The sequence below is a fragment of the uncultured Pontibacter sp. genome, assembly GCF_947502515.1.
In the GTDB taxonomy this organism is placed as follows: Bacteria; Bacteroidota; Bacteroidia; order Cytophagales; family Hymenobacteraceae; genus Pontibacter.
Genome location: NZ_CANNAI010000005.1, coordinates 347,334 through 359,871, shown reverse-complemented (window position 1 = coordinate 359,871; position 12,538 = coordinate 347,334). Strand labels below are relative to the sequence as shown.

General features: G+C 48.5%; 9 protein-coding genes. 8 read left to right on the top strand and 1 reads right to left on the bottom strand.

Annotated features, from left to right (window positions below):
- Window positions 1–157 precede the first annotated feature (157 nt).
- The 4 genes from Q1A54_RS14875 (at window position 158) to Q1A54_RS14860 (ending at window position 2,957) form a co-directional block, all read left to right on the top strand.
- Entirely contained in the window at window positions 158–715 is a 558-nt protein-coding gene (locus Q1A54_RS14875; RefSeq protein ID WP_299989800.1) for a DUF2199 domain-containing protein, read from the top strand.
- Between the two features lie 84 nt (window positions 716–799).
- Window positions 800–1,336, top strand: a complete 537-nt coding sequence (locus Q1A54_RS14870) for a hypothetical protein (RefSeq protein ID WP_299989797.1) — start codon at window positions 800–802, stop codon at window positions 1,334–1,336.
- Between the two features lie 95 nt (window positions 1,337–1,431).
- Window positions 1,432–2,262 (top strand): hypothetical protein, encoded by an 831-nt coding sequence (locus Q1A54_RS14865; protein WP_299989794.1) that lies wholly within the window; start codon window positions 1,432–1,434, stop codon window positions 2,260–2,262.
- A gap of 170 nt (window positions 2,263–2,432) precedes the next feature.
- Window positions 2,433–2,957 (top strand): YetF domain-containing protein, encoded by a 525-nt coding sequence (locus Q1A54_RS14860; protein WP_196121018.1) that lies wholly within the window; start codon window positions 2,433–2,435, stop codon window positions 2,955–2,957.
- Window positions 2,958–3,004: 47 nt separating this feature from the next.
- Here Q1A54_RS14860 and Q1A54_RS14855 read toward each other — a convergent pair whose 3' ends face one another.
- The gene (locus Q1A54_RS14855) at window positions 3,005–5,635 is read right to left on the bottom strand and encodes an SBBP repeat-containing protein (protein WP_299989791.1); all 2,631 of its coding nucleotides are present in this window, start codon (window positions 5,633–5,635) and stop codon (window positions 3,005–3,007) included.
- Window positions 5,636–5,878: 243 nt separating this feature from the next.
- On the opposite strand from Q1A54_RS14855, the gene Q1A54_RS14850 reads away from it, so the two are divergent.
- Genes Q1A54_RS14850 through Q1A54_RS14835 form a run of 4 tightly spaced genes read left to right on the top strand, consistent with a single transcriptional unit; the run spans window position 5,879 to window position 12,530 of the window.
- On the top strand, window positions 5,879–9,940 hold the full coding sequence (locus Q1A54_RS14850) for a response regulator (RefSeq protein ID WP_299989789.1): 4,062 nt from the start codon (window positions 5,879–5,881) through the stop codon (window positions 9,938–9,940).
- The gene (locus Q1A54_RS14845; RefSeq protein WP_299989787.1) at window positions 9,930–10,760 is read left to right on the top strand and encodes a protein-glutamate O-methyltransferase CheR; all 831 of its coding nucleotides are present in this window, start codon (window positions 9,930–9,932) and stop codon (window positions 10,758–10,760) included. Before Q1A54_RS14850 ends, Q1A54_RS14845 begins: the two co-directional genes overlap by 11 nt.
- The gene (locus Q1A54_RS14840; protein ID WP_299989784.1) at window positions 10,760–11,332 is read left to right on the top strand and encodes a chemotaxis protein CheB; all 573 of its coding nucleotides are present in this window, start codon (window positions 10,760–10,762) and stop codon (window positions 11,330–11,332) included. The genes Q1A54_RS14845 and Q1A54_RS14840 overlap by 1 nt, the downstream gene beginning before the upstream one ends.
- Before the next feature lie 25 nt (window positions 11,333–11,357).
- Window positions 11,358–12,530: a hybrid sensor histidine kinase/response regulator gene (locus Q1A54_RS14835; RefSeq protein ID WP_299989781.1), complete on the top strand. Its 1,173-nt coding sequence runs from the start codon at window positions 11,358–11,360 to the stop codon at window positions 12,528–12,530.
- The last annotated feature ends 8 nt before the right edge of the window (window positions 12,531–12,538 follow it).

Sequence of the window (12,538 nt, the reverse complement as noted above, 5' to 3'; positions counted from 1 at the left end):
AAGAGTTAAGTGTGATTCCAAAAGATAGCCCTTATCCGCTGCTTTTTAAAACCAGCTACCGAAGGTTTAGTGCAACACTGTGCATAATATAGGCTTCGGCCATGCCTCACCCACATTATAGCACGAACCCGTTGGGTGATACTATAAATTATGAAAATTGAAAGTCACTAAAGTAATAAACCAGTTAGGTCAGGTAGCTTATAAATGTGCATGCTGCGGTATGGAACTTGGCAGTCTACCGTTGACTTTTGGCAGCGACTACCCTGAATATTATTTTACTATTCCAGAAGAGGAAAGAGAAACAAGGGTTGAAGAAACTAAAAGCCTATATGTAGTGGACGAAGAATACTTCTTTATCCGTGGCAGGTTGACTATACCTATAATCGACTATGAAGAAGACCTAATATTCGATGTCTGGACTACTTTAAGCGAGAAAAACTTCATCAGAACGAATGAATTGTGGAATGACAAAGACAGAGTAAACGAGCTTCCATACTTTGGTTGGCTGCAAACATACATTCCTACCTACGGCAATACCCTGAACATAAAAACTGAAGTCATCACACAGGAAGTTGGAGTTATACCTAAAGTAGTCGTGATAGAAGAAAACCACCCTCTAGCTCTTGACCAAACAAACGGGATAACTTTAGAAAAGGCTTTGTCAATTGTTACTGAAATCATACCTGACTTACATCAGGAAACGAACAAAGAATAGCAATACCCAACAAGGTTTATACCCTATGCTTCGGCTGACTGCCTCGCACAGGTATACACAAGTCCGTTAATTGCAATTCATAAAATGAAAAGCTTCAGAATCATCATCTTTACTCTAGTAGTTTTAACTTCCTGTAAATCTGATGACTTTATCAGTGTGACTAAGACTATAGAAGCGCCCGAACAGATTGAAGTAAATGAACCATTCGAGGTTAAACTTATCCTCACAAATAATACAACAGCACATTTGCCTCTGACTCTAGATCAGGATATAACAAAGTCGATCCATCTTATGCCACATTGGTATTGTGGAGATGAATACCTGTCTGACAGGACACCAAACCCAAAGGATAAAATACACACCTACTATTCTGTTGAACTTGCTCCAAAGGAGTCATTGACATTTGATTTAATGGCTGAATTAAGCGTTTTTTCAAATGGAGACAGTTTAAGGTTAGTGATTGACAATTATGAAAAGGATTTTAAGCTTGCCAATCCTAATTGTGAAAACTTCAATCTGACTTTGGGGGGAATGTGGATTCCGGGTAACGGCCCTTTTGGAGATTCAATGGAAGGGTACGATTTCAAAACAAAAATTAAAATAAAACCTCCCGCCAACTAAATCCACAAGCTGTAACCTACTGCTGGCTATTAGTGTTCATATTAAATGTTGTATGCAACTTAATTGATAGGTGTATGAACAGGTGTAAAGAGGTTTTGCAACAACAACTACGGTATGCTATCATTCTTATCGCTGTTGTGTTGCTTCCTACTAAACTTCTTGCACAAAGAGAGTTTTATACTCCAAAATCACTGTTAATCCCGCTCCACGATCAAAAAAATCAATTGCATGTTTCATTTGGCAGAGGTGGTGGCTACGACTTTAATCTATCCTATGCCTTTTCAAATAAGCTGGCACTGTTCTCAGCTGCTACCTTCGACAATGACACCAAGAAAAGAATAAGCATACTTGGAGACAGGTATAATGTTGACAGGAATGATTATGCCCTCAAGGGCGGCTTGGGTTATTTCACCAATACTGACAATCCGGTTTTCCCCATCATAGAGGTATATGTGGGCGCAGGTATAACCAAGGTAGACAACTATTGGCATTTTACAGGTAACACAGATGGAGAAGTCACGCAGGCACAATACTGGAGCCTGTTAGGGCAATTTAATGCAGGCAAGAGGATGGCAAAAAGTGAGTATGGTCTAGGACTAAGGTTCGCCTATTCACAGTATACTGATTTCAATTTCTATGACACCTATTCCATTTCCACGAAGAGTAGTTATAAAAACCTGACAGGCTTGACTGCTGATCCAGTAATTAGCGCGGGCTACACGTTATATGGTGTAAATATAAACGCACAGTTAGGGGTAGCAATTCCTTTGATAGCTCCATCTGTAGAACGAACAGATACTCATACCGCTTATGAAGGAAGCAATGAAATAAGTACATTGATTCATTCACAGGAAGAGGTTCGCCTATACTCTGTTATAGGTAGGCTGGCCTTACAGTATAAATTAAACCTTCACAAGAAAAGGTAATAAATACTGCCTGATCGCTAACCGATTCTTTTTGATAAGGTAGAGAACGGACTGATGCTTAACCGCATCGACTGATCAATTCCCTGTTTTTTCCTCTTTTGCAACCGCACAGGTTCAATCCAGTAAAAGATGCGTATACCTGCAACTTAAAAAAGCGGACCTCACACCTTATGGAACAATTCTTTTTCGACAACTGGGAGAGCATCTTCAGAACATTTACCATCACCATTCTAGCGTACATTGCCATGGTTCTGCTCCTGAGGGCATCCGGCAAACGAACACTCTCCAAGATGAACGCATTTGATTTCATTGTGACAGTGGCTTTGGGTTCGGCACTCGCCGCAGTTTCACTTAACAAAAATATTGCGCTGTTAGATGGTGTTTTAGCATTCTTCCTGCTGATTTTCCTGCAATATGCCATTACCTGGCTTTCAGTACGCGTCAAGTATGTTAAGCATATCATAACTAGCAAGCCAACCCTGTTGCTATACAAAGGAGAATTACTGGATGATGCCCTCAAAAGAGAACGCGTGACAATAGAGGAGATCAATTCGGCCGCACGCAACGGCGGGCATGGAGATCTCTCTCAAATTGAAGTGATGATACTGGAATCCACGGGTGAGATCACAGTAATCTCAAACATTAAAGCAGACTCCACCAATGCACTGAAAGACGCTGAGAATTTCCCGCGATGAGGCTAACACATGCGCCCACCGTTTGACAGTGCTTACTGCTGCTTTTTTTAACGAATCAGTTCAACCCAACCTTTCCAATTCTGCCCGTTACTGGTGGTGGCGTGATAGAAATAAATACCGCTTCGCTGATTTCCGCCATCCCAGTTTTGTTTATAGTCCGCCTGCTCAAAAACCAGTTTCCCCCATCGGTCAAACACTTTTAAATCAAGGGGATGGCAGGATACATTCAGGACGAAGTAATCATTCAAGCCGTCGCCATTCGGAGTAAATACGTTGGCGTTCTCGTTCCGGCGCTCGACTTGCACTGTTGTTACCTGCTGTCTGCTGCTGCAATCATTTCCATAATAGGTAGTCAGGTACACATCAAAGTTGCCGATTGTATTGTAGGTATGGTCAGGCGTAGCTTCCTGTGAAGTAGCGCCATCGCCAAACTCCCATAAATAGGCAGTAGCGCCGCTTGTGCTGTTGGTAAACTTTACCTGCAGCGGGGCGAGTCCCGACGGGCTTTCAGTAGTACCGCACTCAACTGGTTCGAAACCTGCCTGGATAGTAGGTATAGGCGTAACCCGCACCTCTTTTGTACTGTAACCCGCGCAATGCCCATTGTCAAAGGTATAGGTCAGGGTGTGAGTTCCTGCACCTGCCGACGAGGGATTGAATACTCCTGCAGCACTTACTCCTGCTCCACTCCAAGTGCCACCTGCCGGGCTAAATCCTGTCAGCTGCACCTCACCTCCGCCCATACATAGTTCAGCATCGCTGCCCGCCTGCACATTCAGCGCAGAATCAATGGTAGCCGTTACCAGCGTTCGCTCACTTTCGCAGCCCGTGCTGTTTACAAGTGATACATAGTAGTGTGTGGTGCTGTTGATAGGTGGTGTCCTGAAAGCAGGGCCAGTGGCAAGTACTTCATCTCCTGTGGCGTTGGCATACCAATGGTAGGCTTCATCGCCACGAGCTCCTGAAACTGCAAGGGTTACGTTACCGGTGCCACAACTTGCAGTAGGTATAGCAACAGGCGCCATAGGTCTTGCTACAATACTGACAGGTATGCTACTCTCCCGGCCTATTACAGCTGGCACTCCGGCCACTACCCGGATCTTATAGCCAGCGCCTGGCGCTATACCTGCCGGTAACTCAGCCATAATTGGAGCCGATTGACCAGTACCTATCGTCACAGGGTTAGCAAACGAACCGGAGGCATCGGAGAGTTGGGCCATGAAGGTGTTGCCAGCTGCGTAAGAACCGGATTTGAGAAATGAAACAGGCACGATTGCGCCAGCACAGTACTCCAGTTCAGGCAGGTTGCTGGTCAGAATGGCAGGGTTGTCCTCTGATTCGAGTTTAGCCACGAAAGCACTGAATCCCTCTGACTTATGCAAGAGTCTTGTTTCCCCGAAAGAAGTATCTACTCCATACACCCCATGCAGGTATACACCTCCCAAAGCATCTACTGCCAAGCCGTAGCCCAGGCCATGGGTGTTGTTCCCGTCAAAGGTTTTTACCCATACCACCTTTCCGTAAGTATCATGTTTGGCTATAAAAAAGCTCCCTCCCAAACTGTTCTGAATGACGAATGGCCCAAAGTCAGCCTTGTACGAAAAAAAACCTGAAACATAGGTGTTGCCTTTGTAGTCTGTAGCCAGTCCCTGCGCCGCATCTGGTCCTGAACCGCCTGCTCTACGAGCCCAAATGACTTCACCGTCTGGCGTGTATTTAGCGACAAACACTTCCTGCTCTTGCGAGTCAAAACTGTAAGAACCGAAGCTGGCGTTAGAAAAAAAATAACCCGTCAGCAGAATGTTGCCTCGGGGGTCCAAATCAATTTTATAGCTCTGAGTACGGACTCCGCCCGTTTGTTTTACCCATTCCAACTTGCCTGCAGCATTGTATTTTGCTATAAATATCGCATCCTCCTGTGGACCAAAAGGACTGGAGATAGAAACCGTTTCAAACTGGGCCACTCCCTGAAATCTGCCTGTCAGGTAACTATTGCCCTCCCCGTCTACTGTAATATCGGAGGCAATATCGTAGTCTTGTCCCCCTATTTTTCTGACCCAGATCTCTTTACCCTCAGGGTCATACTTGACCAGGAAGATATCCGATGACTGACTGGAGAAATCAGTATTTTCAAAGAAAATACGTGTGTCGGCAAAGGAACCGGTAACGTATATGTATCCCGCACGATCAATCCCAAGTCCTACGCCATGCGAAGCAGGAGTACTTTTAACCCATAAAACGTTACCTGCGGGGTTTAGCTTAACCAAAAAAAAGTTGTTTGTACCAGAGCCTGAAATCGTGAAAGCGCCAAAAACGCCAACTCCTGTAAAATTTCCGGTGACATAAATATTGCCCGATGCATCCAATGCAATATCCCTACCTATACCTCCAATCTTAGTGGCCCATATCTCTTTTCCAGCATTATCATACTTCGCGACATAACCATTTACAACGCCACCTAAACCTGTTAGACTGATATCCCCAAAGTTGGCTGATTGCTGAAACATGCCCGTCACAAAGGTATTACCTGCGTTATCCACCGCAATTTCATGGCTGACTGTGGCATAGCCCGTAATACTGTTGGCCCACTCCCACCCCGGAGGGTTATTCGTTTGTGCTGATAAGGATGTAGCGATGACACACAAAGTGAACAGTAACAGTGTAAAATTTTTAAGCATAAGCTGCTGATGTGAACTTGAATAAGGGAGATACAGACTGTCACCTACAGATGATAAGGTATGGCAGCCATTGTCCTGCAAATATACAATATCTCCACTCTCCCAAAACCCGCTTCAACTGCTAATTGCCAGGCCGGATTTTTAACAGCTAAGGCAAGTATTGAGGGCAAAACAAATCTGTTTTTCCTAACTTGCATTTTTAACAGGTTCTTATTCACCCTTGCTTAACCCTACGCACGCTCGATGAACATCATCCGAAACCTGAAGATCAGGGATAAACTCCTCCTCCTGCTGGCCCTGCTCCTTTTTCCGCTTGTCTATTTTGTGGCTGTTACCGTGCAGCGCGAAATAGAGGAGAATAACAAACTGCAGGACGAGATTGCTCAACTCACCGAGTCAGAAAAAATATCCTCTCTGTTGCACGCCTTTCAGCGCGAGCGTGCCCGTATACTGGCAGCTGCTTCCGGCGATTCCATTTTCATGCTCGATGCACGTGCGCAAAGAAACCTGACCGATGCCGCCACACTCGACCTGACAGACTTCCTGAGCAACACCAGCCGCACCTTGCCTGCCATCTCCATGATGCAGGATATCAATAAATACCGCAGTGACCTCGATAAGGGAAATCTGGATGTGGACGACTTTCGCCGCTATTCAAATGAGCTGATTTTTAGCATGCTTAACCGCATGGACGCCAGTGCAACTGCACTTAGCAACGTCGAGATCAGTCGCCAGCTGATCGGTTTCAAAAGTCTTTCTGAAGCCAAAATCCACCTGGGTCGCATGCGTAGTCTGCTGATGAAGTCTATGCAGGAAGGCATATTCTCTTATCAGGATTATGCCCTCCTGATGACGCAATACAACAGCCACACAACAGCCTTGGAAAGCTTTTACCGCTACGCCGATCGTGGCACCGTGAGCGAAGTGCAGGAGATATTAGTGTCTGATGATTATAAACGTGCCGTTGCTGTTGTACAGCGCCTTGAACAGAACCCGGACACAGATCTGAACACCTTTGATGCAGGCTCTGTCTACAGCTTGTATACCTCCAATATCGAGGCGCTTCGCGGAGCCGAAAAGCACCTCATACAAAACATCAGAGAGCAGGTACAGGATGAAAGCAATCGCAAGGAGCGCTATCTGCAGGTGCTGTTTGTAGCGCTGCTGTTTATTCTGACGCTTGTAGGTTTCCTTTCCTACTTCATCATCAGCCTGATCTCTACCTCACTGGCCACACTCAAAAACGCGGCCGACCGTATCCGGCTGGGTGCCACAGACGTGGTGGTTAATATTGAAAGCGAAGACGAGATCGGTAGTGTGGCCTCTTCATTCAGAGGGGTGGTGAACAAAACCGTGTCGCTGTCGCAGGTGGCGCAGGCTATTGGCGAGGGCCGGTATGATGTAGAGGTAGAGGTGCAAAGCAAGGAGGATATGCTGAGCCTTGCCATCCGGGACATGAAAAATAACCTGGAGCACTTCACCACCGAGAATGCAAATCGCAACTGGGTGCTGACAGGCGTAGCCGAGCTGAGTAATCTGATCGGGGGCGAAACTACACTGGACAAAGTCTCCAGGCACGCCCTCTCCTACCTCTGCAACTACACTGACTCTGAGGCCGGTGTGCTGTACCTGCACAACAACAATGGCAAACTGGAACCTGCCGCCAGCCATGGTCTGCAACAGAACAAGGCGCAATTGCCTGTGTTTGAAGTTGGAACCGGTTTGGTAGGCCAGGCAGTGGCCGAACGCAAGGTGAAAGTGCTGGAGGAAGTGCAGGAGGAGTACCTGCGCATTCGCACCGGACTTTCAGACATTGAGCCAGCTACGGTCATCATCATCCCATTATACTTTGGCAACACCATTATAGGCGCACTGGAGCTGGCCTCCCGCCGACCGTATTCGGAGGTGCAGCGCCGTCTGCTCGACTCCGCAGCCGAGCGTATTTCGGTGCTCATCCATACCCTGAAAGCACACCTGCAAACGCAGGAACTGCTTTACGAAACGCAAAACCAGGCTGAGGAACTGGAGACGCAGCAGGAAGAGCTGCGCCAACTCAACGCTGAACTCAAGGCATCGGAAGAAGAGCTGCGTGTAAACCAGGAGGAATTGCAGGAGAAGAACGCTGAACTGGAAGAGAAGGCGCAACTGCTGGAAGAACAGTACGAGGCGCTGGGTGCTAAGAATAAGGCCCTGGAGGATGCCCGCGAAGCCATCGAACTGAAGATACAGCAGGTAGAGACCGTGAGCAAGTACAAGAGTGACTTCCTGGCCAACATGAGCCACGAACTACGCACCCCGCTCAACAGCATCCTCATCCTGTCGCGCCTGCTGGCCGACAACAACGAAAACACGCTCTCCACGAAGCAGATCGACCACGCCCAGATCATTCATAAATCAGGCAATGATCTGCTCAGGCTGATCAACGAAATACTGGACCTCTCCAAGATCGAGTCCGGTATGGTGAAGCTGGAGACGGAAGAGCTGCGCCTGACTGACGTATCCCTGGAGCCGATGTTTAAGGAACTGGCCGCCAAGAAGAAGATCAACTTCAAGGAGCACCACGTGCCGGGTACCTTCGACAGCATCGTGACCGACCGTTTCCGGCTGGAGCAGATCCTCAAAAACTTCATTGGCAATGCTATCAAATTTACCGACGAGGGCGGCGAAGTCGAGTTCAAGGTATACCCGGTTACGCAGCGGCCTAAGTTTAAGTCGGAGCAGCTGCGCGACGCCCAGGATGTGGTAGCCTTTGCTGTGCGCGACACGGGCATTGGTATACCTGCTGAGAAGCAAAGTATGGTGTTTGAGGCCTTCCAGCAAGCCGACACGTCCACTACCCGCAAGTATGGCGGCACTGGTCTGGGACTGACAATCAGCAAAGAGCTGGCTACCTTGCTGGGCGGTGAACTGATGCTGGAAAGTGAGCCGGGCAAGGGCAGTACCTTTACGCTATACCTGCCGCGTGTGCCTTTCGGTGCAACAAATGGCGCCGCTATACCTGAGCAGCGTCAGGCTCCTGCCTATACCCCGCCAGCTGCACAGCCTGTCGCTGTAACTAGCCCATCGCCGGCGCAACAAAAAAGCCAGAGCATGGGACAAGTGTTCCTCAACATGGAGCGACAGAACAAGACAGACATCTGCGTGCTGATCGTGGAGGATGACAAAGGCTTCAGCGACATCCTGGCGGATTTTGCCAAGGCCAAAAACTTCAAAGTACACCAGGCCTTTACAGGGCGTGACGGCCTGCGCATGGCTCTGGAGCACAAGCCTGACGCCATGCTGCTCGACATCCAGCTGCCGGATATGACAGGTTGGGATGTGCTCAAAAAAGTGCGTGAAGACAAAGACCTGCGAAACATCAATGTGCACGTAATGTCGGCTTACGATAAGGAGGTGATCGGCGAGCATGCTGAGAATGAAGAGTACCTTCCCAAGCCAGTCACGCTCGAGATGCTCAACAAAGCTTTTGGCTCTATCGTGAGCAAATCGGGAGCAAACATTGAGAACATCCTGATCGTGGAAGACAACGAGATCGAGAACAAAGCCGTGGCCGAGCTGCTGCTGGCACACGGACTCAAGTCGACTTCCGCCTACTCTGCTGAAGAAGCCGAAAAGGTGCTGGCTAAGCAAAAAGTAGACTGCATCATCCTCGACCTCAACCTGCCGGGCATGAAAGGCTATGACTGGATGAAGAAGATCAAGTCGCAGACCAAACTCGGCGATATTCCGATCATCATCTACTCGGGCAAGGACCTGAGTGAAGAGGAAGAGACGAAGCTGAAGGAGTTTGCCAACACGATCATTATCAAAAACGAGTACTCATACCTGCGCCTGCTCGACGAGGTGCAGCTCTTCCTGCACAAGGTAAACCAGAAGCTGCCACCGGGCAACGAGTTCAAGATGAAGCTGCACGTGCCGGAGGAAGTACTGCGCGGCAAGAAGATACTGGTGGTGGACGACGACGTGCGCAACATCTACTCACTGAGCAGCCTGCTGGAAATGCACGGCATGCAGGTCATAGCGGCTTATGATGGCAAGGAAGCACTCGAAAAACTTGACACAGAAACAGGTATAGACATGGTGCTGATGGACGTGATGATGCCGGAAATGGATGGGATAGAAGCGACAAAACGAATCCGCAAGGATTTACGTTTTAAGCAACTGCCGATTATTTCACTCACCGCGAAGGCTATGAAAGAAGACAGAGAAAAATGCATAGAAGCCGGGGCTTCTGACTATATACCTAAACCAGTGGATACCGATAAGTTGCTTACCCTTATGCGGGTTTGGTTGTATGAAGCTTGAGAACGAGGAGCTGTTTGAGCTGGAGGTAGAGGCGCTCATCAAAGAAATACACACACAGTACGGTTACGATTTCAGCGGCTATGCACGGGCCTCGGTGTACCGCCGCATTAAGCGTTTTCTGGGTCAGAAACATTTGCAGAGCATCGACGAACTACGCAAGTTTCTGTTCACGGACAGCTTCTTTTTTGAGAATTTCCTGCAGGAAGTCACCGTGAATGTAACGGAGATGTTCCGCGACCCGACTTTCTATAAGTCGCTTCGAGAGAACGTGCTGCCTATACTTTCGACCTATCCATTTATCAAGGTATGGGACGCGGGTTGCTCCACCGGCGAGGAACTGTTTTCGCTGGCGATTCTGCTGGAGGAGGAAGGGCTGCTGAGTCGAACCAAGATCTACGCCACAGACATCAACCAGAAGGTGCTGCGGCAGGCGAAAGACGGCATCTTTTCCGCTACGCACATGACGGCCTACACCGCCGCCTATTACGCGGCCGGTGGCAAGCGCGATTTTGCAGAATACTATACCAGCAACTACGGCAGCGTGAAGTTCAACTCCTCGCTTGTCAAAAATGTAGTATTCTATCCGCATAATCTGGCGACTGATACTTCGTTCAATGAGTTCCACCTGATCGTGTGCCGCAACGTGCTCATCTACTTTAACCGGGCATTGCAGGAGCGTGTATACCAGCTTTTTGATGAGAGTCTGGTGAGCCTGGGCTACCTGGCATTGGGCAAAAAGGAAACACTGGCCATGTCAGAGATCAGTAGCAAGTATAACTTTGTAGACAAGAACAACCGCATATACCGCAAGAACTCCTGATGCGCGACAATACCCGACTGATCGTACTAGGTGGCTCCTGGGGTGGCATACAGGCCTCCATGAAGATACTGCAAGGGCTGCCCGCGGACTATAGTATCCCCATCGTATTGGTGCTGCACCGCTTGCGCAATCAAGAAGGCAGCCTGCAGGAGCTTTTTGACAAGAAGCTGGTACTGAAAGCGGTCGAGATCGATGACAAAGCGCCACTGGAGGCAGGCCACGTATACATTGCCCCGTCCAACTACCACGTGCTGCTTGAAAAAGATCTTACTTTCTCGCTCGACGCCTCCGAATTGGAGAACTACTCCCGCCCTTCCATCGACGTGACCTTTACCAGCGCAGCCGATGTTTTCGGGAAAAATACAGTTGGAATACTACTTAGTGGGGCCAGTAAGGATGGAAGTTCAGGATTAAAGTATATATTTGAGAAACGGGGCACTGCCATCGTGCAGCATCCCGGCGAAGCGGAGATTGCCACCATGCCGCTGGCAGCCATCAATAGCACACCCGGCTGTAGTATCATGAATGTTGAGCGCATACAAGCTTATTTGCTAACTTTACATGAACACTGACCACGATATCATACCTATAACATCCTTGCCTACAGCTACCCACCCGGTAAAGATATTGCTAGTCGACGACAAGGAAGAAAACCTTGTCAGTCTGGCGAGTCTGCTCTCTGAGGAAGGCGATAATACGGAATACCTGTTTGCCAACTCGGGCGAAGAAGCCCTGAAGCTGGCGCTGCAGGAAGAAATAGCGCTGATCCTGCTGGACGTGCAAATGCCCGGCATGAATGGCTATGAAGTTGCCCGCTACCTGCGCGATATTTCTAAAACACGGGATATACCCATTATTTTCGTGACAGCCATCCACCAGCAGGACGTGCATGTGATGGAAGGTTTTGAGGCCGGTGCCGTGGACTTTCTTTTCAAACCGCTGCACCCTGCCATTACCAAGGCAAAGGTAGCGGCATTTGTTCGCTTTTACCTGCAGAAGAAAGAAGTGGAGCTTGCCCACAAACGTACCCAGGAAATCAACCGCGAACTGGAAGAACGAGTGAAGGCCCGCACAGCGGAACTTACCCGCGTGAACAAAGACCTCGACAATTTTGTATACACTGCCTCGCACGATCTCAAGGCCCCTATCAACAACATCGAGGGACTGGCGGTGGCGCTGAAAGAAATACTCGAAAGCCCGGAACCTGATCACAATGAACTGAATATCATCATGGCTATGATTCAGGATGCCATCAGCAGGTTTAAACACACGCTGATGGACCTGACCGAAGTGGCCAAGCTACAGCATCAGGATGAAACAGCCATCGAAAGCGTCCGATTTGAGGAATTGCTAGAGGATGTGACCCTCAATATCCAGGAGCTGATCACCAAATATGACGCTGAGATAAAGACGGACTTTTCGGAGGCCCCCGAAATGGTTTTTTCCCGCAAAAACCTTCGCAGCATCGTCTACAACCTGGTATCAAATGCCATCAAGTACAGCTCACCGGAACGTAAACCATTGATTGAGGTCAGCACATACCGTGAGGGCACTTATACTGTGTTCCGGGTAAAAGACAATGGACTCGGTTTGAAACCAGAAGATCGGGACAAGGTATTTGACATGTTCAAGCGCCTGCATGCGCATGTGGAAGGTACCGGCGTAGGCCTCGCTATCGTGAAACGGATCGTAGAGAACTGTGACGGTAAAATTGAGTGCGACAGCCAGCAAGGTAAAGGCTCTGAATTCAGAGTTTATCTGAAGAATTAACAAGATCC

Coding starts and splice junctions, on each gene's coding strand:
- Q1A54_RS14855 (WP_299989791.1), bottom strand. CDS start 5,635: ATGCTTAAAAATTTTACACTGTTACTGTTCACTTTGTGTGTCATCGCT.
- Q1A54_RS14850 (WP_299989789.1), top strand. CDS start 5,879: ATGAACATCATCCGAAACCTGAAGATCAGGGATAAACTCCTCCTCCTG.
- Q1A54_RS14870 (WP_299989797.1), top strand. CDS start 800: ATGAAAAGCTTCAGAATCATCATCTTTACTCTAGTAGTTTTAACTTCC.
- Q1A54_RS14840 (WP_299989784.1), top strand. CDS start 10,760: ATGCGCGACAATACCCGACTGATCGTACTAGGTGGCTCCTGGGGTGGC.
- Q1A54_RS14860 (WP_196121018.1), top strand. CDS start 2,433: ATGGAACAATTCTTTTTCGACAACTGGGAGAGCATCTTCAGAACATTT.
- Q1A54_RS14845 (WP_299989787.1), top strand. CDS start 9,930: ATGAAGCTTGAGAACGAGGAGCTGTTTGAGCTGGAGGTAGAGGCGCTC.